The organism is Nocardia acidivorans NBRC 108247 (assembly GCF_001625085.1).
Lineage (GTDB): Bacteria > Actinomycetota > Actinomycetes > Mycobacteriales > Mycobacteriaceae > Nocardia > Nocardia acidivorans.
Window position 1 is genome coordinate 60,676 of the sequence record NZ_BDAW01000038.1, and the last position, 23,572, is coordinate 84,247.

The 23,572-nt window shown below is 67.2% G+C and carries 24 protein-coding genes, 4 tRNA genes and 2 pseudogenes; 14 read left to right on the forward strand and 16 right to left on the reverse strand.

All coding sequences use genetic code 11. The features are described from left to right. Window positions 1–98: 98 nt before the first annotated feature. From NA10_RS36965 to NA10_RS21445, 6 genes are all read right to left on the reverse strand, one after another. Entirely contained in the window at window positions 99–257 is a 159-nt protein-coding gene (locus NA10_RS36965; RefSeq protein ID WP_157556658.1) for a hypothetical protein, read from the reverse strand. Next, window positions 254–1,399, reverse strand: coding sequence for a ribosome small subunit-dependent GTPase A (gene rsgA, locus NA10_RS21425; protein WP_084515093.1), 1,146 nt, complete (start codon window positions 1,397–1,399; stop codon window positions 254–256). Before rsgA ends, NA10_RS36965 begins: the two co-directional genes overlap by 4 nt. A gap of 251 nt (window positions 1,400–1,650) precedes the next feature. Beyond that, window positions 1,651–2,580, reverse strand: a complete 930-nt coding sequence (gene glfT1 / locus NA10_RS21430; protein ID WP_067570719.1) for a galactofuranosyltransferase GlfT1 — start codon at window positions 2,578–2,580, stop codon at window positions 1,651–1,653. Further along, window positions 2,577–3,392 carry a galactan export ABC transporter ATP-binding subunit Wzt/RfbE gene (gene wzt, locus NA10_RS21435; RefSeq protein ID WP_067570721.1) on the reverse strand — a complete coding sequence of 272 codons (816 nt, stop codon included), beginning with the start codon at window positions 3,390–3,392 and terminating at the stop codon, window positions 2,577–2,579. The genes glfT1 and wzt overlap by 4 nt, the downstream gene beginning before the upstream one ends. A 7-nt stretch (window positions 3,393–3,399) precedes the next feature. Beyond that, a complete protein-coding gene (wzm, locus tag NA10_RS21440) occupies window positions 3,400–4,224 on the reverse strand; it encodes a galactan export ABC transporter permease subunit Wzm/RfbD (RefSeq protein WP_245677632.1) in 825 nt (274 codons plus the stop codon). Window positions 4,225–4,354: 130 nt separating this feature from the next. Further along, on the reverse strand, window positions 4,355–4,948 hold the full coding sequence (locus NA10_RS21445) for a bacterial proteasome activator family protein (protein ID WP_067570724.1): 594 nt from the start codon (window positions 4,946–4,948) through the stop codon (window positions 4,355–4,357). 100 nt (window positions 4,949–5,048) lie between these two features. On the opposite strand from NA10_RS21445, the gene NA10_RS21450 reads away from it, so the two are divergent. Beyond that, entirely contained in the window at window positions 5,049–6,254 is a 1,206-nt protein-coding gene (locus NA10_RS21450) for a cysteine desulfurase-like protein (protein ID WP_067570726.1), read from the forward strand. Between the two features lie 49 nt (window positions 6,255–6,303). Here the strand turns inward: NA10_RS21450 and NA10_RS21455 are convergent, their stop codons facing one another. Then, a complete protein-coding gene (locus NA10_RS21455) occupies window positions 6,304–7,290 on the reverse strand; it encodes an NAD(P)H-quinone oxidoreductase (protein ID WP_067570728.1) in 987 nt (328 codons plus the stop codon). Window positions 7,291–7,612: 322 nt separating this feature from the next. Between NA10_RS21455 and NA10_RS21460 the strand changes: the two genes are divergently transcribed. The 5 genes from NA10_RS21460 to NA10_RS21480 all read left to right on the forward strand — a co-directional run bounded on the left by NA10_RS21460 (window position 7,613) and on the right by NA10_RS21480 (window position 11,621). After that, window positions 7,613–8,788 carry a lactate 2-monooxygenase gene (locus tag NA10_RS21460; protein WP_067570730.1) on the forward strand — a complete coding sequence of 392 codons (1,176 nt, stop codon included), beginning with the start codon at window positions 7,613–7,615 and terminating at the stop codon, window positions 8,786–8,788. Window positions 8,789–8,815: 27 nt separating this feature from the next. Beyond that, on the forward strand, window positions 8,816–9,274 hold the full coding sequence (locus NA10_RS21465) for a MarR family winged helix-turn-helix transcriptional regulator (protein WP_067570732.1): 459 nt from the start codon (window positions 8,816–8,818) through the stop codon (window positions 9,272–9,274). A gap of 46 nt (window positions 9,275–9,320) precedes the next feature. Beyond that, a tRNA-Ser gene (locus NA10_RS21470) sits at window positions 9,321–9,405 on the forward strand. Between the two features lie 79 nt (window positions 9,406–9,484). Then, window positions 9,485–10,549 (forward strand): Nickel transporter NicT, encoded by a 1,065-nt coding sequence (gene nicT / locus NA10_RS21475; RefSeq protein ID WP_067570734.1) that lies wholly within the window; start codon window positions 9,485–9,487, stop codon window positions 10,547–10,549. Window positions 10,550–10,568: 19 nt separating this feature from the next. Further along, on the forward strand, window positions 10,569–11,621 hold the full coding sequence (locus NA10_RS21480; RefSeq protein WP_245677633.1) for an alpha/beta hydrolase: 1,053 nt from the start codon (window positions 10,569–10,571) through the stop codon (window positions 11,619–11,621). A 105-nt stretch (window positions 11,622–11,726) separates the two neighbouring features. On the opposite strand, the gene hisC is transcribed toward NA10_RS21480, so the two are convergent. After that, window positions 11,727–12,800 carry a histidinol-phosphate transaminase gene (hisC, locus tag NA10_RS21485; protein ID WP_067570736.1) on the reverse strand — a complete coding sequence of 358 codons (1,074 nt, stop codon included), beginning with the start codon at window positions 12,798–12,800 and terminating at the stop codon, window positions 11,727–11,729. A gap of 177 nt (window positions 12,801–12,977) precedes the next feature. Between hisC and NA10_RS21490 the strand changes: the two genes are divergently transcribed. From NA10_RS21490 to NA10_RS21500, 3 genes are all read left to right on the forward strand, one after another. Then, complete coding sequence (locus NA10_RS21490; RefSeq protein ID WP_067570738.1) at window positions 12,978–13,667, forward strand: dienelactone hydrolase family protein; 690 nt, start codon at window positions 12,978–12,980, stop codon at window positions 13,665–13,667. A 122-nt stretch (window positions 13,668–13,789) separates the two neighbouring features. Further along, window positions 13,790–13,879 (forward strand) — tRNA-Ser (locus NA10_RS21495). A gap of 42 nt (window positions 13,880–13,921) precedes the next feature. Further along, window positions 13,922–13,994, forward strand: a tRNA-Arg gene (locus NA10_RS21500). A 98-nt stretch (window positions 13,995–14,092) separates the two neighbouring features. Here NA10_RS21500 and NA10_RS21505 read toward each other — a convergent pair. Both NA10_RS21505 and NA10_RS21510 read right to left on the reverse strand, forming a co-directional pair. Next, window positions 14,093–14,449: pseudogene (locus NA10_RS21505) on the reverse strand (site-specific integrase); the annotation flags it as partial. A 281-nt stretch (window positions 14,450–14,730) separates the two neighbouring features. After that, window positions 14,731–14,967, reverse strand: coding sequence for a helix-turn-helix domain-containing protein (locus tag NA10_RS21510; protein ID WP_067570742.1), 237 nt, complete (start codon window positions 14,965–14,967; stop codon window positions 14,731–14,733). Window positions 14,968–15,141: 174 nt separating this feature from the next. Here NA10_RS21510 and NA10_RS21515 point away from each other — a divergent pair, with 174 nt between their 5' ends. Next, window positions 15,142–16,254 carry a helix-turn-helix domain-containing protein gene (locus tag NA10_RS21515; RefSeq protein WP_067570744.1) on the forward strand — a complete coding sequence of 371 codons (1,113 nt, stop codon included), beginning with the start codon at window positions 15,142–15,144 and terminating at the stop codon, window positions 16,252–16,254. 333 nt (window positions 16,255–16,587) lie between these two features. On the opposite strand, the gene NA10_RS21520 is transcribed toward NA10_RS21515, so the two are convergent. The 4 genes from NA10_RS21520 to NA10_RS21535 all read right to left on the reverse strand — a co-directional run bounded on the left by NA10_RS21520 (window position 16,588) and on the right by NA10_RS21535 (window position 19,763). After that, complete coding sequence (locus NA10_RS21520) at window positions 16,588–17,304, reverse strand: maleylpyruvate isomerase family mycothiol-dependent enzyme (RefSeq protein WP_067570746.1); 717 nt, start codon at window positions 17,302–17,304, stop codon at window positions 16,588–16,590. A gap of 9 nt (window positions 17,305–17,313) precedes the next feature. Further along, window positions 17,314–18,036, reverse strand: coding sequence for a DUF998 domain-containing protein (locus NA10_RS21525; protein ID WP_084515095.1), 723 nt, complete (start codon window positions 18,034–18,036; stop codon window positions 17,314–17,316). A 98-nt stretch (window positions 18,037–18,134) separates the two neighbouring features. After that, window positions 18,135–18,548, reverse strand: coding sequence for a very short patch repair endonuclease (locus NA10_RS21530; RefSeq protein WP_084515096.1), 414 nt, complete (start codon window positions 18,546–18,548; stop codon window positions 18,135–18,137). 72 nt (window positions 18,549–18,620) lie between these two features. Beyond that, window positions 18,621–19,763, reverse strand: a complete 1,143-nt coding sequence (locus NA10_RS21535) for a DNA cytosine methyltransferase (RefSeq protein ID WP_174562542.1) — start codon at window positions 19,761–19,763, stop codon at window positions 18,621–18,623. A 255-nt stretch (window positions 19,764–20,018) separates the two neighbouring features. Between NA10_RS21535 and NA10_RS21540 the strand changes: the two genes are divergently transcribed. Next, entirely contained in the window at window positions 20,019–20,621 is a 603-nt protein-coding gene (locus NA10_RS21540; RefSeq protein ID WP_281180219.1) for a putative glycolipid-binding domain-containing protein, read from the forward strand. Window positions 20,622–20,683: 62 nt separating this feature from the next. Here NA10_RS21540 and NA10_RS21545 read toward each other — a convergent pair whose 3' ends face one another. Beyond that, window positions 20,684–21,634, reverse strand: a complete 951-nt coding sequence (locus NA10_RS21545; RefSeq protein WP_067570753.1) for a prephenate dehydrogenase — start codon at window positions 21,632–21,634, stop codon at window positions 20,684–20,686. 58 nt (window positions 21,635–21,692) lie between these two features. On the opposite strand from NA10_RS21545, the gene NA10_RS21550 reads away from it, so the two are divergent. The 3 genes from NA10_RS21550 to NA10_RS21560 all read left to right on the forward strand — a co-directional run bounded on the left by NA10_RS21550 (window position 21,693) and on the right by NA10_RS21560 (window position 22,915). Continuing rightward, entirely contained in the window at window positions 21,693–22,232 is a 540-nt protein-coding gene (locus NA10_RS21550) for a tRNA adenosine deaminase-associated protein (RefSeq protein ID WP_067570755.1), read from the forward strand. A 100-nt stretch (window positions 22,233–22,332) separates the two neighbouring features. Continuing rightward, a complete protein-coding gene (locus NA10_RS21555) occupies window positions 22,333–22,770 on the forward strand; it encodes a nucleoside deaminase (RefSeq protein WP_067570790.1) in 438 nt (145 codons plus the stop codon). Window positions 22,771–22,824: 54 nt separating this feature from the next. Further along, window positions 22,825–22,915: transfer RNA gene (locus tag NA10_RS21560), tRNA-Ser, on the forward strand. 89 nt (window positions 22,916–23,004) lie between these two features. Here the strand turns inward: NA10_RS21560 and NA10_RS35825 are convergent. Beyond that, window positions 23,005–23,572 (reverse strand): annotated as a pseudogene (locus NA10_RS35825) (tyrosine-type recombinase/integrase); the annotation flags it as partial.

Sequence of the window (23,572 nt, forward strand, 5' to 3'; positions counted from 1 at the left end):
CCCCGCGAGTATCTCCACCCCGGCCCCTTCGAGAGGCGAACGAGTCCTTACCTTCGGCCCGCCCCACCTCAGCGGCCGGGGCCGGGGACGACACGGCGCTACTGCCAGAGGGGTGGTAGCAGCCTGCTGGGTCCCGGGGCCGAAGGCAGGACCGGGGCGTAGCCCCAGCGCGCGCAGGTCTTCAGGATCTGCGCGGCCAACGGGTGTGGGCCGATCCCCGGGGCGGGCTGCCCCGGGCGCGCGGTCTCGGTGTTCATCGGCCGAATTGGCTGCGTTGGCGGTACATGCGGCGCTGATCCTTGTTGATCTGCTTCCAGGCTCGCTCGCGTTCGGCGCGCAAGCGGCTGTCCGAGCGCGCGGCCATCCACTCGTTCTCGCGGGAGAGTTTGCGGTAGCTGGTCAGCCGGCGTTCGGGCAGCGCACCCGATTCGATGGCGGCGCGGACGGCGCAGCCGGGTTCCCGATCGTGCGAACAGTCGCTGAAACGGCATGCGGCGGCGAGGGATTCGATATCGCTGAAGGTGCGCCCGATCCCCTCCCCGGCATCCCAGAGTCCGATGGAGCGCAGTCCCGGGGTGTCGATGAGCGCCCCGCCGCCCGGCAGCGGCCGCAGTTCGCGATGCACGGTGGTGTGCCGCCCGCGCTTATCACCTTCGCGAACCTCGTTGGTGGCGAATACCTCCGAGCCCAGCAGCGCATTGGCAAGGGTGGATTTGCCCGCACCTGAGGGGCCGAGCAGGGCCACCGTGCCGTCCAGGACGGCGGTCAGCACCTCCATGCCGAGTCCGGTGGCCGCGCTCACCGCCAGGACGGTGGCGCCGGGTGCGGCGGCGCGTACCTCGTCCAGGGAAAGATCCACCGCCAGATCGGCTTTGGTGAGCACCACCACCGGTTGCGCACCGGATTCCCAGGCCAGGGCGAGCATGCGCTCGATGCGCCCGAGATCCACATCCCCGTCGCCGGGCGAACAGATCAGCACCGTGTCCACATTCGCGGCCAGCACCTGATCGGCGGCGCGGGCCCGCGAATCGGAGTGCCCGGAAACCGCGGCCCGCACGATCGCGGTTCTGCGCGGCAACAGCTTTCGCACCACCGCGGAATTCAGCATGCGGCGGGTGGTGGGCAGTTCACCGTATTCATTGCTCAGCCCGACCCAATCGCCGGTGCACAGACCGCTCACCTCGGAGTCCGAGCGCGGGCAGCGGGCGCGCACGATAACGGCCTCGGCCTGATCGGGCAGGCGGGTGGCGGCGATCGGCACCGCCACGTCGCATCCGCTGCGATCCATGCGCAGCAGACGTGCCGGGATCAGCGAATCACCCAGCAGCGGAAGGTATTCGGCGGCCACATCGGGGGTCCAGCCGTAGGGAGCGAGCAGGTCGAAATCGACCACAGACATGATGGGGGAGTCCTTTGACGGGCGTGAGCCCGCATCGGGCTCAGCGCGAGAAGTTCGAGGTGGATACGCGCGCAGCGACGGCCGTGATGAGCTCAAAGCCTCGCGCGGGCACGACAATCCGTGCTGTGGTCACGTAATCCACCTCCTTCTCTCCCCTGGGCGGCCACCGGAGCGACCGCGACGCCGAACAAGAACGGGCTAACCCTGTCAACTCCGCCCGATCGGCGCAAACTATTTTCTGACCAGCGCCTTCACGCCTTGGCCTCGGGCTTGCGGAACTGCTCGCGCCGCCCGAGCCGCTGCAACCGCAGCCACTCCATGAACCCCTGCGGATCTTTCTGCTGCATCAGGAAGAACCAGCCGAACCGAGCCAGCTCCTGCGGCAACAGCTTTCGCATACCGGGCTGCGCCATCAGATATCCGCGATTGCGATAGGTGAAGTACCGCTTCACCGGATCGTCCGGATACTGGGTGTGCATCCGCCCGCCCAGAATCGGCTTGAACTCCTCCGACCCGTTGGGGTGCAGGTAAGCGGTCTGCAGACAGGTGCCGAACGGCAGTCCCGAACGCACCAGGCGTCGATGCACCTCGACCTCGTCACCGCGCACGAAGAGCCGCAGATCCGGTACGCCGATAATGTCCACGGCCTCCGCGGACACCAGCGCGCCATTGAAGAGCGAGGCGATCCCGGGTAGGAAATCCTCGTCGCCGAGCTCGGAGCGGAACCGCCGCCACACCACACCGCGGCGCAGCGGGAAGGCCAGGCGGTCCGGATCGTCGATATCGGCGACCACCGGCGAGACCTCGACCAGCTGATGCCGCTTCGCGCAATCGAACAGCGTGGCAAGCACTTCCGGCCCGTCCGGGCGGCCGTCGTCATCGGCGAGCCACACCCAGTCCGCGCCCATGGTGAGCGCGTGCAGCATGCCGAGCGCGAATCCGCCCGCCCCGCCGAGATTGTGCGCCGAACCCAGATAGGTGGATTCGATGGGCTGATTGCGGACCAGCTCGCCGACCTCGGCCTCATTGCCGTTGTCCACCACGATGAGGTGGTCGATCGCCCGCGTCTGGGTGGAGAGCACCTTCAGCGATTCGGCGAGCAGATCCTTGCGTTTATGGGTCACCACAATGGCGACGATGCGGGCATCGTCCCCGAAATGCGGTGTGGTCTGGTCGGTCATGCGGGATTCCGTTCGGTGTCACGTTCCAGATCCCGCAGCACCTGCGCCACGTGATCGCCCGCCTCCGGGCCTTCGTACGCGCGCACGACCTCTTCGATGCCGCCGTGCATGCGTACCTGTCCATGATCTATCCACATCGCGGAATCACACAGCTGGGCCAGGAATTCATTGGAGTGGCTGGCGAAGACCAGAATGCCGGACCGGGAGACCAATTCCTGCAGGCGGATTCGCGCCTTCTTCATGAATTCCGCGTCGACCGCGCCGATGCCCTCGTCCAGCAGCAGGATCTCCGGATCGATGGAGGTGACCACACCCATGGCCAGGCGTACGCGCATACCCGTGGAGTAGGTGCGCAGCGGCATCGCCAGATATTCGCCCAATTCGGTGAAATCGGCGATCTCGTCGATCAGCGAGAGCATCTTCTTCCGGGTCTGCCCGAGGAACAGCCCGCGAATAATGATGTTGTCGTAGCCCGAAACCTCCGGGTCCATACCGACGCCGAGATCGAAGACCGGCGCCACCCGGCCGCGAATCCGGGCCGAGCCGCGGGTGGGTTCGTAGATACCCGAAAGCAGCCGCAGCAGTGTCGATTTGCCCGCGCCATTGTGCCCGACCAGGCCGACGCGATCGCCTTCCTTCAGCGACATGGTGATATCGCGCAAAGCCTCCACGACCACCACATCGGACTGATTGCGCCCGATGGCGCCGCCGGCCGACCCCAGCACCGCTTTCTTCAGCGATCTGGATTTCGCGTCGAAGATCGGGAACTCCACCCACGCGTTCTGGGCCTCGATACTCACATGGTCGGTCATTGAGCCTTCACACCCAGTAGGGGACGCGGGAACGGAACTTCTTCATGGCCAGTATCGCGACGATCCAGCCGACGACGGTGATGGCCAGCACCACGATCCAGCTGCGCAGGTGAATCGGATCGCCGAGCAGCGGTGCGCGCACGATCTCGAGGTAGTGGAAGGTGGGGACCAGTTCGGCCAGCTTGGCACGGTCGCTCGCGGTGCCCGACAGCGCGGTCGGCTTCCACATGACCGGGGTGAGCACGAACAGCATCAGCGTGGTGCTGCCCAGGATCGGCGCGAGATCGCGGTACCGGGTGCTGAAGATGCCGAAGACGATGGTCACCCAGAGCGCGTTGAGGAAGATCAGCAGCAGGCCCGGAATCGCCAGCAGCGCCGACCAGTGCAGATGCCGCCAGATGCTGAAGGCGGCCACCATGATCACGTAGATGATCAGGTTGTGCGCGAAGAACAGGAACTGCCGCCACACCAGCCGATAGACGTGCACGCTCAAGGCGGACGGAAGTTGTTTGATCAGCCCCTCATTGGCGATGAAGACATCCGAGCCCTCGAGAATGCTGGCATTGATGACATTCCAGACAATCAGCCCGACCGTCACATACGGCAGATAAGAAGTCAGTGACTGTCCGAACAGGGTGGCATACAACACACCCATGGCCGCCGCCTGCAATCCGGTGGCGATGGTGATCCAGAACGGCCCGAGCACCGAGCGCCGATACCGCTGTTTGATGTCCTGCCAGCCGAGCGCCAACCACAATTCACGCTGGGAGAATCCGTCGCGAAAGTCCTTGAAGGCGCGCGCGAAGGACTGGGAGTCCGACACCAGGGGCACGGGGGGTTCGTCCGCGCGCACGTCGGTCGTCGCCGAATCGGGGGGAGCAGCAGCAGGCACAGTCCCCGACCCTATCTAATAGCTCGGGCTTTGCGACGAGAACCTGCCGCCGATCCGGCCGCTGAACGGGCTAGAGGTATTGCCCGCCGCCACCCGAGGACCCCTGTCCGCCGCGCGGATCGCCTCCGCCGACCCCCGGCGGGAGCGCGTGCCGCATCTGCTCGAGCTGGGCGCGGGCGGCCATCTGCTGGGCGAACAGCGCGGTCTGGATGCCGTGGAACAGACCCTCGAGCCAGCCGACCAACTGGGCCTGGGCGATGCGGAGTTCGGCATCCGAGGGGATCGCGTCATCGCTGAAGGGGAGGGCGAGGCGTTCGAGCTCCTCGCGGAGTTCGGGGGCCAGGCCCTGTTCCAGTTCGCGAATCGAGGTGCGGTGGATATCGCGCAGGCGTGTGCGGCTGGCATCGTCGAGCGGTGCGTGCCGCACCTCCTCGAGCAATTGCTTGATCATGGTACCGATGCGCATGACCTTCGCCGGCTGCTCCACCATATCGGCGAGCTGCTCATCCTGATCGCCTGATTCGCCGGAATTACCCTCGCCGACAACCTGTCCGGTGACCTCGACGGGTTCACCACCGATCTGCGCGGCGGCCGGAATCATCAGCGGCTTGCCCTCGGGGCCGATCACCACAATGGATTCCGGCGCCCCATCCGATTGCGTCATGCCCCCATCATGTCGCGTGAGCGCCGACAGCGCTAAGGGGCATCACCCAAACCACATACACCGTTACGCCGACTTGCCCTCTGCCTTTAGAGTGACCAGCATGACTTACGACGTCGCAAGGGTGCGGGGCCTCATACCGTCCCTGGGCGACGGCTGGATCCACCTCGACCCGCAAGCGGGCATGTTGGTCCCCGATTCGGTATCCCGAGCCGTATCAACAGGTTTCCGGACCTCGGCCTTCTCGCACACCAATCGGCACGGCGCGGCCAAGCGCAGCGCGGCCATTCTGGAGGCCGCCCGCGAGGCGGTCGCGGATTTGGTCGGCGGCGACCCGGCGGGCGTGGTGCTCGGCCCGGATCGTGCGGTGCTGCTGGCCTGGCTCGCCGAATCGCTGAGCTCCCGGCTGGGTCTGGGCACCGGGATCGTGCTGTCGCGCCTGGATGACGAGGCCAATGTCGCGCCGTGGCTGCGCATCGCGAATCGCTATGGCGCACATGTGCGCTGGGCCGAGGTGGAGATCGAGACCTGCGAAATGCCCGCGTGGCAGTTCGAGGAGCTCATCGGCCCCACCGCCCGACTGGTCGCCCTGACCGCCGCCTCACCGATCGTCGGCTCCGCACCCGCGGTGCGGGTGGCCGCGGATCGCGTGCACGAGGTCGGCGGGCTGCTGGTGGCCGACTGCTTCGGCGCGGCGCCCTACGCGCTCATCGATATCGACGAACTCAATGCCGATGTGATCGCGCTGAGCGCACCGGCGTGGGGCGGCCCGCAGATCGGCGCGCTGGTCTTCCGCGATCCCGCGTTCCTGGACCGCATTCCCTCCATGTCGCTCAACCCCTACGCCAAGGGCGCGGAACGGCTCGAGGTCGGCGGTCACCAGTACGCATTGCTGGCCGGGCTGGCCACCTCCATCGACTACCTGGCCGGACTCGACGAGCGCGCCACCGGCACCCGCCGCGAACGCCTGGAGATGTCAATCACCTCGCTGCAGGACTATCACGATCAGCTCTTCGAACATCTGATGTCGGTGCTCGACACCATTGCGAACCTGACCGTGATCGGCCGCGCCTCCACCCGCATTCCGACGGTGAGCTTCACCATCTCGGGCATGCAGGCCGAGAAGGTCTCCGCCAAACTCGCCGATGCCCGCATCGGCACGCTGAGCGGATCGCACGGTGGCAGTCGGCTGCTGGACGCGCTCGGGGTGAACGACGAGGGTGGGGCCGTCACCATCGGTCTGGCCCCGTATACGACCAAGTTCGAGATCGATCAGCTCGGCCGCGCCCTCACCGCCCTGGACACCTAGGCGCCGCGCCCGTCATCCAGGCCTGTTCTCCTCCGGGATCCACCGCCGCCTAGTCGATCCGCAGGATGACCTTGCCCACGGTGTCGGCGGAATCCAGCAGCCGATGCGCCTGTGCCGCATCGGTTATCGGCAGTTCGGCCGACACCACCGGCACGACGGTCCCGTCCGAGATGAGCGGCCACACATGGCGGCGCAGTTCGGTGATGATCTCCGCCTTGGAATGTCGTCCGTGCTCGGGCCGCCGCCGCAGATTGGTCGCGTGAATGGTGCCGCGCTTACCGAGCAGCGCGGCGATATTCAACTCCGCCCGCACCCCGCCCTGCATACCGATGATCACCAGGTGCCCGTCCTCGGCGAGCGCCTGCACATTCCGGTCCAGATAGGCCGCGCCCATAATGTCGAGAATGACGTCCACACCCGGATATTCGCTGTGGATGACGGTCACGAAATCGTGTTCGCGGTAATTGATCAGCACCGTCGCCCCGAGTTCCCCGCAGCGCGCCAATTTCTCCTCCGACCCCGCGGTGACCGCCACCCGCGCACCGAGCGCCCGCGCCACCTGAATGGCATGGGTGCCGATACCGCTCGCACCGCCGTGAATCAGCAGCAATTGGCCGCTGTGCAGACCCGCGGTCATCACCAGATTCGACCAGACCGTAGCCGCCACTTCCGGAAGTGCCGCTGCCGCAGCCACATCCAGATGTTCGGGAACGGGAAGCACCTGCGTTTCGGGAACCAGCACCCGCTCGGCGTAACCGCCCCCGGACAACAGCGCGCACACCTTGTCGCCGATATGCCAATCCCGCACCCCGGGCCCCACCGCCGCGATCACCCCGGAGCATTCCAGCCCCAGCGTCTCGCTCGTCCCGGGCGGGGGCGGGTAGAACCCTTGGCGTTGCAGCAGATCCGCGCGGTTCACCCCCGCGGCCGCCACCTCGATCACCACTTCACCGGGTCCTGGCGCGGGCAGATCGGGTACCTGCGCCCATTTCATGACCTCTGGCTCACCGAAACCGTCGAGTGTCACCGCATACATGAAAGCGAGCCTACGGCGGCCGATCACCGATTACTGTCAGGCCAGGCTCGGGATGGACACAGCATCCTGTCAGCTTCGGCGGTCATTGTGGGATGACCACATCCGAAAGGGAGAATCCATGCTCGGCTTCGTCACCGCTCTCGGCGCGCTCACCCTCCTGACCGCGATGGCCATGTCCGGCTTCGTCGCCGCCGAATCCTCGCGTGCCCTGGTGCGCGTGCGTCACCGCTGATCAAAGGCCGGAACGTTTCCGGAAGTTACGCGCCGGGAAAGAATTTCCGACACCCCCCGTACCACGGGTTCTGGTACTAGCGTTTGCCGAATGAGCAGTTTCGTCGATTTCCAGAACGAGATCTATCTCGCCGGACTCGCCGGTATCGTCCCCGCCCTGCCCATGACGGCGGCCGGACTCGAGGAGCGAGCTCGGGAAGTACTGGAACCGGCGGCCTTCGCGTACGTGGCGGGCAGCGCCTCCGCCGAGCGCACCGCGGCGAACAATCTGCACGCCTTCGAGAAATACCGGCTCATGCCGCGCGTGCTGCGCGGCACCAGCGGTCCCGGCGCCCGCGATCTCTCGGTCGAGGTGCTCGGAACCCATTTGGCCGCACCGATTCTCACCGCGCCCATCGGGGTGCTCGGCCTGCTGCACGAGCGCGGTGAGACCGTGGTCGCCGAGGTGACCCGCGAACTCGGCATCGGCATGGTGCTCTCCACCGCGGCCTCCTCCACCATCGAGGAGGCGGGCGCGCTCGCCGGTGACTGGTGGTATCAGCTGTACTGGCCCAACGATCCCGAACTGGCCCGCTCTTTCGTCGAACGCGCCGAAAAGGCCGGGGCCCGAGCCATTGTCGTCACCGTGGACACCCCGGCGCTGGGCTGGCGGCCCCGCGATCTCGCGCTCGGCCACCTGCCGTTCCTGGCGGGCCAGGGCATTGCCAACTACCTCTCCGATCCGGTCTTCCGCGCCAAACTCGCCGCGCCGCCGGAGGAGAGCGAGGAGGCCATGCGCGCGGCCATCCTCACCTGGCTCGGGCTGTTCGGCAATCACGGCCTGCGCCCCACCGATATCGCCAAACTGCGCGACTGGACCACCCTGCCCATCGCGGTGAAGGGCGTCGTACATCCGGACGACGCCCGCCAATGCGTGGACGCGGGCGCGGACGCGGTGATCGTCAGCAATCACGGCGGCCGCCAGGTGGACGGCTCCATCGCCGCCCTGGACGCGCTGCCCACCATCGTCGCCACCGTCGGCGACCGCGCCACCGTCCTGTTCGACTCCGGCATCCGCTCCGGCGCGGACGTCATGATCGCGCTCTCCCTGGGTGCGAAAGCCGTCCTCTACGGCCGCCCCTGGGCCTACGGCCTCGGCATCGCGGGCCGCGACGGCGTTCGCCACGCCCTGCGCGCCCTGCTCGCGGATTTCGATGCGGCCATGGGCCTTTCGGGCTGCGCCGGTCTGGACGAACTGAGCCGCACCATGATCAGCTCGTTCCGGTAACCCGTCCGGAGCACAGCGGAGGGCGAAATGACACAGTGGCTCACTCCGGAACAGCAGCGTGCCTGGCGGGCCTATATGGACGGCGGCCAGCGGCTGATGGCCGACCTCAATCGGCAGCTCCAGCGCGACAGTCAGCTCTCCTTCGCCGACTACCGCATTCTGGTCATGCTCTCCGAGGCGCCCGGTCGCGCACTGCGCATGAGCGATCTGGCCGACGGCGTGCTCTCCTCCCGTAGCCGCCTCACCCATCAGATCCGCCGCCTCGAAGCCCAGCGCATGGTGCGCCGCATGCCCTCCGAAGACGACGGCCGCGGCGTCATCGCCCAGCTCACCGACGAGGGCATGCGCCGCCTGCGCCTGGCCGCTCCCGGCCATGTCGCCGCCGTCCGCCGCTACTTCATCGACCTGCTCACCCCGCAGCAACTCACCGCCCTGGGCGCCGCCATGGAGCTGATCAACATGGCCGGGGACCACCGCGCGGAGTGATCGGCCCGAGCGGCGGCGAACTGGACACTGCTAACATCACGGGGCTGGAAGCGTGGCAGAGCGGCCGAATGCATCCGCCTTGAAAGCGGACGTCGTGAGAGCGACCGGGGGTTCAAATCCCTCCGCTTCCGCTGCAAATACGCAGGTGGGCATGGGCTTTCGAGTTCATGCCCACCTCGTGTCAACAGGGCGGTCAACCGCGCGGTGGCGATGAGGGTGTGGTTAGTGCGCAGTTGGATCGGAATGGCGGTCACGGTCCTGGCGCTGCATGTGGTGGGCTGGGGCACCCTGCTGCTGTTCGTGGTGCCCGGACATCACATGGTGCAGGGCGCGGTCTTCGGCGTCGGACTCGGGGTCACCGCCTACACCCTCGGCATGCGGCACGCCTTCGACGCCGACCATATCGCCGCCATCGACAACACCACCCGCAAACTCGTCGCCGAGAACGGCCGCGCCAAGACGCACAGCGTCGGATTCTGGTTCGCCCTCGGCCATTCCAGCATCGTCTTCCTCATGGTGACGCTGCTGGCGCTGGGCGTGCGCGCGCTGGCCGGACCGCTCGAGGACGAGGGTTCGTCCCTGCACAAGTGGACGGGCCTGTGGGGCACCGGCATCTCGGGCACCTTCCTGATCGCCATCGGCCTGCTGAATCTGGCCTCGCTGATCGGGATCTGGAAGGTGTACCGGCGCATGCGCGGCGGCGACCTGGACGAGGCGCGGCTCGAACACGAACTCGAACATCGCGGGGCGCTCAACCGAGTGCTCGGACCGGTGGTGCGGATGGTGCGCAAACCGTGGCAGATGTACCCGGTGGGCCTGCTGTTCGGACTCGGCTTCGATACCGTCACCGAGGTCGGGCTGCTGGTCATCGCGGGCGGCGCGGCCGCCACCGGACTGCCCTGGTACACGATTCTCGTTCTGCCGCTGTTGTTCTCGGCCGGTATGGCGCTATTCGACTCGCTCGACGGGTCTTTCATGAGCTACGCCTACGACTGGGCGTTCGCGCGACCGGTGCGCAAGATCTACTACAACCTGGTGATCACCGGCCTGTCGGTGGCGGTGGCGCTGCTGATCGGGGTGCAGGAGATCGTCTCCATCTTCGTCGAACGACTGGACATCACAACGGGTTTCGTCGCCTGGATCGGCAATCTCGACCTCGGCGATCTCGGTTTCGTGATCGTCGGGCTGTTCGTGCTCACCTGGGCGGTGGCCATCGGTGTGTGGCGGCTCACCGATATGGAGACTCGCTGGGAGCGTGATCTCGCCGCGGAGTGATCTCTGGCAGGATTGTGCTGTGGATCGCCGCCGGTCACTGCGGTGTCGCCTCTTCGGCACCTTCGCCAGCGTCGCACTGCTCGCGGGTGCGGCGCTCCTGACTCCGCCGCCCTCGCTCGCGCAGCCGCCCGTGGAGTCCGGCTCCAATGAGGAGTCCCCGCCCGCCGTCGATCCGGTGCACCCCACCCGCGCCGCCATCGCGCGCATCGAGACCGTGAGCGATCGGCTGCTACAGGTCTCGATCGCCTCACCCGCCATGGGCCGCACCGTCGACGTGCAGGTGCTGCTGCCCGCCGTGCACGACACCCCCCGCCCCACCCTCTACATGCTCGACGGCCGCAGCGCCGCATCCGATGCCAACAACTGGGCCGGCAAGGGCGGTGCGCTGCGCTTCTTCGCCGACAAGAACGTGAATGTGGTTTTCACCCTCGGCGGGCCCGCCAGCTACTACACCGATTGGCTGCGCGCCGATCCGAAACTCGGCACCAATCGCTGGGAAACCTTCCTCACCCGGGAACTGCCGCCGCTGCTGGATGCCCGCTTCGGCGGAAACGGCGTCAACGGCCTCACCGGCGTCTCCATGGGGGCCGAGGGCGCCATGATGCTGGCCGTCCGCCATCCGGAGCTCTACCGCGCCGTGGGGGCCCACAGCGGCTGCTACGCAATGAGTTCGGACTTCGGTCAGGCGCAGGCGCGCGCGGTGGTCGGCACCTTCGGCGGCGATCCGGACAATATGTTCGGCCCCTCGGACGGTCCGCAATGGGCCGAACACGATGTGGTCAATCACGCGGAAGCCTTGCGCGGCAAGACCATCTACCTCTCCGCGGGCAGCGGGATCCCGGGCGAGCACGACGGTCCGGCGAATCCCGATGCGCGCCAGGCGATCATGTTCGGCGGACCGCTCGAGGCGGGCGCGAACATGTGCACCACCCAACTCTCGGACCGCCTGGCCCGGCTGGGTATCCCGGCGGTGGTCGACCTGCGCCTCACCGGTACGCACTCCTGGCCCTATTGGGCCGACGAACTCCCGCGCTCCTGGCCCACGATCTCCGCGGGCCTCGGAATCGGCTGAGTCCCTTCGTCATCCCGGCATGTCCTGGGCCGGGATCCACACGGGCGAAGGTGGACCCGCTGCGGTGAATCCCGGCCGAAAGCGCGCCGGGATGACGGGGGTGGGTCAGCCCGAGAAGCGGCTGACGGTCGCCGGGTCGGTGGCGAAGCTCAGGAACAGATCGTTCTCGTGTGGGTCGCCCGCGGTGATGCGCACGCCGTCATTTCCGTAGGGCCGCACCAGAACTCCGGCCTCGGCACTGGCGGCGCCGTATTCGGCGCTGCGGTCCCCGAGCGGCAGCCACAGGAAGTTCGCCTCGCTGTCCGCCACCCGGTAGCCCGCGGCCACCAGCGCGTCGCGCATCCGATCGCGTTCCGCGATCACGGCATCGGTGCGCTCCAGCAGCTCGTGCCGGGCCTCCAGGGAGGCGATGGCCGCCGCCTGCGCCACCCGGTTCACGCTGAACGGGATATGCACCTTCATGAGTGCGGTGACCACATCGGGAGCGCCGACGGCGTAGCCGACGCGCAGCCCCGCCAGGCCGTACGCCTTCGAGAAGGTGCGCAGCACAAGCACATTGGGTCGGGTGCGGCCGATCTCGACGCCATTGGGCTGATCGTCGAGCCGCATGTACTCGTAGTACGCCTCGTCCAGCACCACCAGCACATCGGCGGGCACCGAATCCACGAAGCGAACGAGTTCGGCCGCCCCGTGCGCCGTACCGGTCGGATTGTTCGGATTGCAGACGAAGACCACCCGGGAATTGGGCGTGATGGCCGCCGCGAGCGCGTCCAGATCGTGCGCGAAGTCGTGATCGAGCGGCACCCGCACCGCCGTCGCCCCCGCCACCTGGGTGACGATCGGATACGCCTCGAACGAGCGCCAGGCGAACACCACCTCATCGGTGGGCGCCAGGCAGGTGATCTGCACCAGCTCCTGGCAGAGGGCCACACTGCCGCAGCCCGCCGCCACATTCTCGACCGCGACATCGTGGAATTCGGCGATGGCCGTGCGCAATTCGAGCGCGGCATTGTCCGGATACCGGTTCACCAGCTCCGCGGCCTCGGCAATGGCCTTGGCCACCGACGGCAACGGCGGAAAAGTGGTCTCGTTGCTGGCCAGCTTGACCAGGTCGGGGTGGCTGCGGCCTGCGATGTAGGCCGGGATGGCATCGAGATCCGGACGAATGTGCGCGCTCACCAGTCCAGCCTATGTCCCGGCGGGGTGCGCGCCGCGCGCGGTGTCAGCACGGATGCTCGAAGGTGGCGAATCCGGTACTGCGGCAGCTGTAAGCGCATTTGTACCGGAAAATGTACGGGGCGTCGGCCTCCCGAAAACATTAATCCCGAAGTTACCTTGCGCAACTACTCTGGCTGCATGGCGGGCATTTTCCGAGATCTAGCGCCTGTGCATGAGACGACGCGGGTTCCTCTCACGGTGATCGAACCGGATGGTCATGCACGTGGCGGCATCGTGGTGTTGCACGAATCGCGCGAATTCACCGATCCCTTGCTGGATCTCATGCGATCACTGGCCGATGACGGCTGGACGGTGGTCGCACCCGATCTCTTCCATCGGGACAATGGTGTGGTCCCCGACCAGGTTTTCGGCGCGGACCTGGTGGAAGACTTCGACGCCTGCTTCGATTGGCTCACCGGTCACGGTGTGTTCCGGGACTGCATCGGCGTGCTCGGCTTCGATTCGGCGGGCACCGCCGCGGCCCTGGTGGCCACCAACCGGCGTATCGGCGCGGCGGTCAGCGTCGCCGCCCCCGGTATCGACACCCCGCTCACCCCCGAGGCGATCGCGCTCGCCATCGCGGCCCCCGAACTGCTCTCGCCCTGGCTCGGACTGTTCGGCGTGGACGATCCGCGCACCCCGCCCGATCAGGTCGACCGCCTGCGCGACGCCGCCGCCCGCGCCGATGTCGCCACCCTGGTGGTCTCCTATCCGGGCTTGCGCCACCGACCCGATCACCCCGGTTTCGATCCGGCCGCCACCGATGACGCCGCCACCCTCGACGCCCAGACCCGCATCTTCGAATGGTTCGACAGCCACCTCCGCTGACCGCCACCGCCAATGCCCGCGGTCACGCCGCTGACCAGCCGTTTTGCCTATTGGTCACCCGCTGTGTAATCTTTCGTCCCGGCGGTTCGAAAGGACCGGCGCCCTCGTAAGAGAAGGCTCCAGGAGGCGTGCCAGAGCGGCCGAATGGGACTCACTGCTAATGAGTTGTCCCTTCACGGGGACCGGAGGTTCAAATCCTCTCGCCTCCGCCAAGCCCGGTTCGCCGGGCCTGTTATAACTGAATGCACCACCATGCGCCCGTAGCTCAACGGATAGAGCATCTGACTACGGATCAGAAGGTTAGGGGTTCGAATCCCTTCGGGCGCACAACAATTGGCCTCCGACCTGCATTGCAGGCTCGGGGGCCATTTTGGTTCCAAGATCGAATCAGCGAAATCCCGCACTTTGCCCTTACAAACGAGTCCTTACTTTCCTTCGGCGAACCGATCCAGCACCGCCCGGGAGTCCGGCCCGTGGGTCCGCCGCTCTACGTAGTGCTGTTCGGTGGTGGCCAACTGGGCGTGTGACAGCTGCGCTTGCGCCTGCTCGACACCGAGCCCGTCACGGACCACCGTCGCCACCGTCCGCCGCAGCGAATACGGCGTGACCCACTTCAGATCCTCCGGGAGTGCGGCGCGTAGGGACCGGCGCAGGTTGGCGAGACTCATCCAATCCCCGTCTCGATTCGGGAAGACCGGTTTATCCGCAAGCGTCGCAAGATCATCGACGCTTGCGCCTGCCTCACCGACCAACACCGTCAGCGCCTCGACCGCCAGGACGGGCGTCGTGAAGATCACGACCGCGGGCGCGTAGCCACCCTGCGCACATTGTCTCGCGTCGTTCAGATGCGGCCCGGGACAAGTCTATTCGGGGCGCTGAGTGCGGCCCGCCCCTCGCGGCTCGGTAGATCGCGCTGGCTCGGCCTCGTCCCGGATGCGTCGCCGGATGGCTTCTACGGACCGATCTTTCGGGATGCGCTCAGGCCACAGGATCACTGTGACCAGCACCGCTAAGGGCAAACCGAACACGAGAACCCATCCGAGCGTGAGCCATGCACCGCCGATCATTGCGCGTACCGCCTGAAATTGGTGGCCCATGCGGCGCGGCCACGTGGAGTGATGGACCAGCGGGACGTGTGAGGTGTGGCCATGATCAGGCTGCGTGATTCGAGTTGTCCGATCGCCCGGCGGGCCGACCATCCGGTGAGCTGTGCTTGCTCGCTGATCTGTGCGGCGGTGAGCATTCCGCCCGGTGCGAGCACATACAGCACCGCTGCCTCTGCCTCGGTTCCCGTCGCCATTGCATCCCCTTGCCCTCGCTATGCGGTTGTGGCGGGCACCCGCCGCTCGGAGTCGTTTGGCGCGGTGGTCCGTTGGCGGCGGGTGCCCAAATAGACGCTAGGCGTGCATAGTTCGGCTCCACGGGGATACGGTGTTGACAACGTGTTTGCTGGTCAGCCAGGGCTGGAGAGGGCATGGAATCGGGCTCGCTGTTACGGGCCGCGCGTGAGGCGGCGGGGGTGGGGCTGCGTGAAATCGCCGTACTGACCCACTACAGCCCGTCCTATCTGTCGCTCATCGAGCGCGGGAAGCGGGAGGTTCCCCCCGATGTGGTCGCCGCCTACCAATCCGCGCTAGGCGAATCAGCCGGCGGGGAACAGGCTGGGGCGGAATGGATTCAGCGTGTGGCCGCGTCTGATATCGGCGGTGACGCACTCGACCGCCTAGAGGCGGCGGTGGATGACTTGGCGTCGGCCTACCCAACCACTCCGCCCGCTGTGCTGCTGGCCGACATCCGCCAGCACCTGGGCTACGCGGCCCGACTGATGGACAGCCGCAAGACCTTGACTCAGCACCGCCGATTGCTGATCACGGTCGGCTGGCTGTCGCTGCTGGCGTGCACGTGCCATATCGACCTGGGGGAGACCTCCGCCGCAGCGGCGCGCGGCCACGCGGCGCGAGACATCGCAGACGAAGCGGGCCACCCTGAGATATCGGCCTGGTGCCTCGAGACACGGGCCTGGCAGTTGCTGACCGCAGGCGAGTTCGCCGCCGCCGCTGAGATGTCGCGCGCAGCGCAGACCATGGCACCGCAGAACAGCTCGGTGTTCATTCAAGCCACTGCACAAGAGGGCCGTGCACTGGCGCGACTCGGGGACAGCTCGGGGACCTATGGTGCGCTGCGCAGAGTCGCGCGGCTGGTCTCCGGGCTCAGCGTTCCCGACCGGCCCGAGCACCATTTCCGATACGACCCGGCCAAGTCGGACGCCTATGTGGCTACCACGCTCGCATGGCTCGGTGATCCGGCGGCCGAGTCCTACGCACGGCATGTTCTCGCTGATCTAACGGGCGCTGAGTCCGTCCGGCCGCGACGGATCGCTTCGGCGAACCTGGATCTGGGACTGGCTCTGGTCGCGGCTGACAAGCCCGACGAAGCGGCGGATGTGGCCCTCACGGCGGTGACCTCGGGGCGTCTGGTCCCGTCGAACTTCTGGCGCGTGGCCGAAGTGGTCTCGGGCATCGCGGACCAAGGCGCGCCCGACGCGGCAACCGTGCGCGAAGCATTCCGCGACACCTACGCCACGTAGCGCGAATCGCTGCACGCACGCACAGCGCGACAGGCCGCAGCGGGCACAATCGGCCGGAGCGCCGAGCGAACCACCCTTACTTTCCCTGTACAAACGCCCCCGGATTTTGCTGGAATTGAATGGACGAAACCGGTCGACAGAGCCGTCATAATGTATTGCGGCACAATATATTTGCGGACAATCCAGGATGTGTACGGACGTACCGAAGAGTGTCGGGATAGATCAGAAGGTTAGGGGTTCGAATCCCTTCGGGCGCACAACAAGAAGTCCCGCACCGGTCGGTGCGGGACTTCTTTGTCGTCGGGGTATGTCCGGGGTATGTCGGGGGCGAATCTATTTCCAGGCGGCCAGGTCCGGCAGGTCGCCGGTGAGGTCGTCGCCGGGGGAGCGGCCGATCATCCACGCGGCCAAGGCCGCCGCCGGGCCGGTGATCTCGGTCTCGGGATTGCCGACCGCGCCGGTGTATCCGGTGTCGGTGGCGGTCACCGTGAACCCGGTGCCCGGCTTGGCCGAGAGGTCGGCCACCGCCTGCGGCAGCAGGCGCGCCACGAACGCCGCGGGCCAATCCTGGGGCGTATAACCGACATTCAGATCCACATGGTGAATCTCGACCTCCAGCAGGCGCATCCACAGCACGCGGCTGGCGGGCAATTCACCGCCCTGACGGTTGCGCACAATGGCCTGCCAGCTTTCCGCGGGCATCACCCGCGCCAGCGCCAGCCAGCGCTCGGAGGCGGCCGAGAGATCCTCGAATTGTTCGCGCAGCGGTCGCGGCGCGCCCGCCTCGATATCGGCATCGCGCAGGAAAGCGCTTGCGTACTGCGGGGTTTCGATACCGGTGCGCGCCCACAGCAGCAGATTCACCAGGCTGTCGGCATTGCGGGCGGTATGCGCAAGCACGTGCCCGCGGGTCCAGCCGGGCAGCAGTGAGGGCTCCACCAGATCGGCGTCGGTGAGGGCGGAAACGGCGTCGAGCAGACGGGTGGTCGCGGCGGCGACAGTATCGAGCTGGGCGGCTATCTCGGTGAGTTCCGGTGCGTCGCTGGTCACAATTCGACCCTACCCAGCGTTGCGGTCGGAATCCCGTTCGGCGACAACGATTTGCACCGCGAGCGCGATCAACCACAGTGACATGGCGCCCACCTGGATGCGCTGGGCGATCCCCAGACCGTAATTGCCGGACAGATTGTCGGCGATCAGCATCCACGCCGTCACCGCCGAACCGACGATCAGAATCCACAGGCCGGTATGGCGCAGAATCGGCCAGCGCCGGTACTTGAACGCCGCCACACTGAACGCGATCATCGCGATATAGATGGAGAACACCGCCAGCGAGCTCGTCAGCGCGTGAATCTGATGCAGCTGCGGAAAGAGCCCGGTCTCCGAATATGTATGCGTCACAGTCGGATCGATGGGCCACTGGGCATCGGCGATGGTGGAGAGGCCGAAACAGGTCAGCGCGATCCAGCCGACGGTGGAGTAGCGGCGGCGCGTGTACAACAGCAGTCCGCCGATGCCCGCGACCGCGAGCATGGCGCCCGAAACGGTGTCACCGGTGGTGAAGACCCAGCGGAACGGCGCACCCTTCTCGGCCAGCTGACTCAGGAAGGTATTGGTCGGATCACTGGGGATGGGCAGCAGGAATTCGAGCACCCACGAGGAGTAGCCGATACCGGCGACCGCGATGAGTATCGCGATGCACCAGCGCAGCACCCGTTTCCAGCGGGGCGTCACCGGTGCGGTCGGTGCTGCCTCGGTGAGTTTCTGCTCGGTGGGCGTCATCGCGGTACTCGCTTTCGCTGGCCTCGCTCGCTCTCGCAGCCGTACTGGTCGGACGGTCCGGTGGTAGGTCCATTGTCGCCCATCGTCCACACCAACCGTCATACCCCGCGTTCCAGCGCCGCCAACACCAGGTCGGCGGCCGATTCCGCGGCTTCGTGTTCCCACACCCGGATTACGGTCCAGCCCGCCTCGGCCAGCCGGGCATCGGTATCGCGATCGCGCGCCACATTCCCGGCCAGCTTCTCGGTCCAGAATTCGCCATTGTTCTTGGGCGAGGTCGCGTGCACCGGGCAGGAATGCCAGAAACACCCGTCCACGAAAACCGCCACCTTCCGCCGTGGAAAAACGATGTCGGCCCGCCGTCGCATCTTCGGCAGCGGTGCCCTGTCCACGAAGAACCGCGCACCCCGCCTGTGCAATTCCCGGCGCAGCGCCATTTCCGGCGCGGTATCGGCCCGGCGCTGCCGGGACATGCGCGCACTGGTGGCGGCATCGGTGAGCGGGCGCGGCACGCTCACCGGAGGTTCCGGCGGTCGCGGTGCGGCATAGGTGGACTCCTGGCGTACGGGTCGGGCGCCCCGCGCTCAGGCAGCCTCGCGCGGGAATCCTCCCATTCGGTCGAGGTGGTTCTCCACATCCTCGATGAATCCGGGGGGAAATCTCAGGGTGCCCATGGCGGTGCGGCGCAGGAATCCGGCCGTGGCGCGCGCGGAGAGCAGATTCACCTCGTCCAGGAACCAGCGCAGATCCTCGTACGGCGCGTGTACGGGCCAGGTGGAGACCGGAACCCGATACACCTCGCCGTCGCGCCCCCACGCGGCCTGCGGCCAGGCACGGCGGGTGTGCGCCTCGCCGTCGGGGAACGCGTCGTCGGCGGGATCGGCGAGCCGGCCCGCGATCCAGGAGGCCATCCGCACGCTCACCGCATTGCCGACCAGCTTCCAGCGATGACCGCGCCGCACCCCGGCGACCTCGAGCGCCGGTGCGGTCCAATCCCGTTCGAAACCCTGAAGCCGTTCACAGTCCGTGATACCCGGGGTGACCAGCTCACCCGAGGGCAGGCGCACCGCGGGCGGACTCGCGATCCCCAGACCGGAACCGCCCTTGAGGGTCGGCACCGCGTTCACCGCCCAGCCGAGCCCGCGGGTGCCCTCGGTCCAGTAGAACCCGCACGGATCGTGCGCCGGATCGCCGACGGTATGCGCCCCCGCGTCCGTGCCGAACAGCACCGGCCGCGGATCCTCGGTGCGCGAGGCCAGCATCAGCACCCGCTGTCTGCGCTGCGGCAGCCCGAACGCGCGGGCGTCCACCACCCGGTACGCCCAGGTGTAGCCGAGTTCCTCCAGCGCGCTCGTGATATGCCGCATGGCCGCCCCGCCGCCGAGCTGCAGCATGAACGGCACATTCTCGATGAGCAGCCAGCGCGGTCCGCGTTTGCGCTTCACCAGGCGGAACACCTCGTCCACCAATCCCGAACGCGCACCGGTGATTCCGGCTGTCCGACCGGCCTGCGACAGGTCCTGGCAGGGGAATCCGGCGGCCACCAGATCGACCCCGGCGGGCAGCGATCTGAGCCTGGTCACATCCGCGTGCAGTTCCACCCCGGGAAACCGCGCCGCCAGCACCGCCTGCGCGCCGATATCGATCTCGCACAGCAGTTCGCTCTCCCAGCCGTGCGTCGCGAGACCGAGCTCCAGCCCGCCGATCCCGGCGAACAGCCCGACCATCCGCGCGCCAGCCACAGAATTCCCTTCCAGCCCCGAGTGCCCCAATGCCCGCGACTACGTTACTCGAGTCCCAACCACCCGCCATCAAGCAGCGCAGGGCATACCGGGCGGTCTGCATCGCCGCTCGTGGAACCCATCGGCGACACGCCGATCGATACGCCACCTGCGGCGGCTATGGCCGCAGGGGAACCGCGGTGCGGGAAACGCGTGCCGTGGGTCGACGGTGGAAAACCTGCTCCACGTACGGTTGAGGGCGTGACGGAGAGCGGGAGCGAGGATTCGAAACCGGCGGTGGCGAAATGGCCGTCGATATTGACCTGGCGTGCGCACAACGCGTCGCGAATGGAGTCGGTGCGGGTTGTGCTCAGCGGCAACCGGATTCGCGCCGCGGGCCGGATCATCGCGGGGGAGTGCGAGGACCATCCGGCCTTCAGTGCCTCCTACGACCTGGTCACCGATGAGAACGGGGTCACCCGGCGACTGTCGCTGCGCAGCACCCTGGCCACCGGTGAGCGGCACGCCTCGATCGCCCGCGACGAGGAGAACTACTGGCTCATCGACGCCGGTGGGACGCATGTGCGCTCCACTTTCGGGGGCGCGCTCGATGTCGATGTGGTGCTGAGCCCGTTCTTCAACACCCTGCCGATCCGCCGCTACGGCCTGGCGCACGCCAGTGAGGACATCCAGGTCCCGGTCGTCTACGTGCGCCTGCCCGACCTGCTCGTCCAGGAAGCCGGCCTCACCTACTCGAGCGGAGCCGACGGCATCCACGTGCTGTCACCGGTCTCCAGCGCGACCGTCACCGTCGACGAGGACGGCTTCCTCCTGGACTACCCCGGCCTCGCCGAACGCATTTAGCCCGTTCCTCGGGGTATGCCCTTCCTGTCATCGCTTTCGGCCGGGATTCACACCCGGCCGCTCTACCCCAGCGACTCGATCACACCCCCGCGCCGCCCCGCCTCGGCCAGCCGCGCGGCCCAATCCTGATCTCCCGGACGGATATCGGTGATCGCCCACCGCTGGTGGTCCTCGAAGTCCACCCGGCCGTCATGCCCGGCATCGGCCAGCTGCCCGATCGTCCCGCTCTCCCGCAGGCTGTTCCGCGCGCCTTCCAGCACGCGCAGCGCGTCCTCCAGCACCTCCAACAGCGCCGTCGCATTGGGGTCGCAGATGGCCCGCACCAGATCCGGCGCGGTCGCCGCGACCCGCGTCCCGTCCCGGAACGACCCGGCCGCCAGTCCCAGGGCCAGCGGCCCGCCATTGGTCCCCTGTATCGCGAGCGCCTCGGCCAGCACATGCGGCAGATGCGAGATCCGCGCCACCGCGCGATCGTGCTCCTCGTTCAGCACCGGCACCACCACCGCCCCGCAGTCCAGCGCCAGTCGCGCCACCCGTTCGAACGCCACCTCGTGAACGCCCGGATCCACGCTCACCGCCCATGCGGCGCGCTGGAACAGGTCCGGAGTGGATGCGGCCCAACCGGATTCGCTGGTCCCGGCCATCGGATGCCCGCCGACGTACCGTCCGGCCAGCTCATGTCGCGCCATGGCGGCGGCGACCGGGGCCTTCACACTCACCACATCGGTGAGCGCGCAGTCCGGCGCGAACGACTTCACATCCGAGAGCATCGTGTCCAGGGCGGGCATGGGCACACCGACCACGATGAGCGCGTCCGCGCGGGCGGCCCGCCGCAGCACGGCCTCGATATCGCTCACCACATCGAAATCGTCTTCCCGGGCGGCCTTCGCCCCGGCCTCGGAGCGGTTGAAACCCCACGCGTCGTAACCGGCCGCGACGGCGGCGCGCAGCACCGATCCGCCGATCAATCCGGTACCCAGGACACAGACTGCTGCTTTCGGATGGCCCGTCATGCGACCAGATTCGCATACGACTTCAACATTTACCCCGAAGCGGACTACCGTTGCGCCCATGGCAGCACAGCGCTCGAGCACGAACAGGGCGGCGTCGGATGAGTACGACGACGTGGAAGGGTTCGCAGTGGCGGTTGTCCGCGAAGAAGCCGATTGGAAAGTTACGCCGCTGAGTGCGGCGGCGCTGTCCAGTCTGTCCGCGGCCGAGGCCGAATTGCGTGAGCTGCGAGCCTCCGGAGCGGTCTTCGGCCTGCTCGATATCGATGACGAATTCTTCATCATCCTCCGTCCCGGCCCGACCGGCAGCAGAATCCTGCTCTCGGACGCGACCGCGGCCATCGACTACGACATCGCGGCCGATGTGCTGGAGGAGTTGAATATCGAGATCCCGGATATCGATCCGGACGAACTCGACGATATCGAGCCCTGGGAGGAGGGCGATCTCGGCGTGCTCTCCGACCTCGGCCTGCCCGAACCGGTGCTGAGTGTCATCCTCGCCGAGACCGACCTGTACCCGGACGAACAGCTGGGCATGGTCGCCCAGCGTCTCGGCTTCGCCAACGAATTCTCCGCGGTACTCGACAAACTGCCGCGCTGATCCCGGCGGCATGAACCCCTCCGAACCCCTCAGCGGCGCTGCCCGGCCCACCCCGCCGGGCGGCGCCGTCTCGCTGTCCGCACTCGCCGCCGACGAGGCGATGATCCGCGCGGCCATAACGGCCGCGCGCACCGCCGATCCGCGCGATGTCCCCGTCGGCGCGGTCGTCTTCGACAGCGCGGGCCGCGAACTCGCCCGCGCCGCCAATGCCCGTGAGGCCCTCGGCGATCCGACCGCGCACGCGGAGGTGCTGGCCCTGCGCGCGGCCGCCCGCGTCATGGGCGATGGCTGGCGTTTGGCGGACGCGACCCTCGCGGTCACCCTCGAACCCTGCACGATGTGCGCCGGGGCCCTGGTGCTGTCCCGCGTGGGCAAACTGGTCTTCGGCGCCTGGGAACCGAAAACCGGTGCCGTCGGCTCACTCTGGGACGTGGTCCGTGACCGACGTCTCAACCACCGCCCCCAAGTCCGCGGTGGCATCCTCGAATCCGAATGCGCCGCCCTCCTCGACGATTTCTTCAAAACCCAGCGCCCATAACCCCCACCGCGGCCGATTTCAGTATTGGGCGTGCGGTCCGGTAAAGTCACCGGCGGTGGCGTGTCCGAGCGGCCTAAGGAGCACGCCTCGAAAGCGTGTGAGGGGTAACCCCCCTCCGAGGGTTCAAATCCCTCCGCCACCGCCAAGAGCCCTTGGCCTGCGAGAGCAGGTCAGGGGCTTTTCTCATCCCGCGCTATGCCTCGAAAGAGGCAGTTTCCCAACGAATTCCCAACATCAGGCCGCAGCGTAGGCGTCGTGCATGAGCTTTGCGGCCTTGTCGAGATCGCTGTCGAACAGGTCCGCGTATACGCGCAGCGTCACCGCAGGGTCCTTGTGTCCGAGCATCCTCGCCAGCGCCAGCACGTTTACGCCCGCCGACACGGCCAAGCTCGCGCACGTGTGCCGCAAGTCGTGCGGGGTGATGTCCTGCACCTCGGCCCGCTTCACTGCGCCGGTAAACCAGCCGTCTTCGGATTTGGGACGCGGCAGGAACTTCTCAGCGTCGTCCGGGTGCGGGAAAACCAGATCATCCCGAGCTTTTGTCCTTGCAGACGGCCGAAAGCTCGTCGAGGACGAACCGAGGCACCGGCACCGACCGAACTCGTTTGCCCTTGGTCTCTCCAACCGTGTGATCCACGCCGAGCTGTACGGCGTTATCAGCGACCGTAAGTCGTCGCCGCAGGAATTCGATATCCCGTACGCGCAGGGCGATAGCTTCACCCCACCGCAAGCCGCAGTAGGCGAGAACCAGGACCAAGACCCGATGACGCTTCGATTCCTCGGCCAGCCGCAGGTTCGAGTA

Bases quoted from the DNA above. Each gene is read 5' to 3' on its own strand.
- NA10_RS36965 (WP_157556658.1), bottom strand. From the start codon at position 257: ATGAACACCGAGACCGCGCGCCCGGGGCAGCCCGCCCCGGGGATCGGC.
- rsgA (WP_084515093.1), bottom strand. From the start codon at position 1,399: ATGTCTGTGGTCGATTTCGACCTGCTCGCTCCCTACGGCTGGACCCCC.
- glfT1 (WP_067570719.1), bottom strand. From the start codon at position 2,580: ATGACCGACCAGACCACACCGCATTTCGGGGACGATGCCCGCATCGTC.
- wzt (WP_067570721.1), bottom strand. From the start codon at position 3,392: ATGACCGACCATGTGAGTATCGAGGCCCAGAACGCGTGGGTGGAGTTC.
- NA10_RS21445 (WP_067570724.1), bottom strand. From the start codon at position 4,948: ATGACGCAATCGGATGGGGCGCCGGAATCCATTGTGGTGATCGGCCCC.
- NA10_RS21450 (WP_067570726.1), top strand. From the start codon at position 5,049: ATGACTTACGACGTCGCAAGGGTGCGGGGCCTCATACCGTCCCTGGGC.
- NA10_RS21455 (WP_067570728.1), bottom strand. From the start codon at position 7,290: ATGTATGCGGTGACACTCGACGGTTTCGGTGAGCCAGAGGTCATGAAA.
- NA10_RS21460 (WP_067570730.1), top strand. From the start codon at position 7,613: ATGAGCAGTTTCGTCGATTTCCAGAACGAGATCTATCTCGCCGGACTC.
- NA10_RS21465 (WP_067570732.1), top strand. From the start codon at position 8,816: ATGACACAGTGGCTCACTCCGGAACAGCAGCGTGCCTGGCGGGCCTAT.
- nicT (WP_067570734.1), top strand. From the start codon at position 9,485: ATGAGGGTGTGGTTAGTGCGCAGTTGGATCGGAATGGCGGTCACGGTC.
- NA10_RS21490 (WP_067570738.1), top strand. From the start codon at position 12,978: ATGGCGGGCATTTTCCGAGATCTAGCGCCTGTGCATGAGACGACGCGG.
- NA10_RS21510 (WP_067570742.1), bottom strand. From the start codon at position 14,967: ATGGCGACGGGAACCGAGGCAGAGGCAGCGGTGCTGTATGTGCTCGCA.
- NA10_RS21515 (WP_067570744.1), top strand. From the start codon at position 15,142: ATGGAATCGGGCTCGCTGTTACGGGCCGCGCGTGAGGCGGCGGGGGTG.
- NA10_RS21525 (WP_084515095.1), bottom strand. From the start codon at position 18,036: ATGACGCCCACCGAGCAGAAACTCACCGAGGCAGCACCGACCGCACCG.
- NA10_RS21535 (WP_174562542.1), bottom strand. From the start codon at position 19,763: ATGGTCGGGCTGTTCGCCGGGATCGGCGGGCTGGAGCTCGGTCTCGCG.
- NA10_RS21545 (WP_067570753.1), bottom strand. From the start codon at position 21,634: ATGACGGGCCATCCGAAAGCAGCAGTCTGTGTCCTGGGTACCGGATTG.
- NA10_RS21550 (WP_067570755.1), top strand. From the start codon at position 21,693: ATGGCAGCACAGCGCTCGAGCACGAACAGGGCGGCGTCGGATGAGTAC.
- NA10_RS21555 (WP_067570790.1), top strand. From the start codon at position 22,333: ATGATCCGCGCGGCCATAACGGCCGCGCGCACCGCCGATCCGCGCGAT.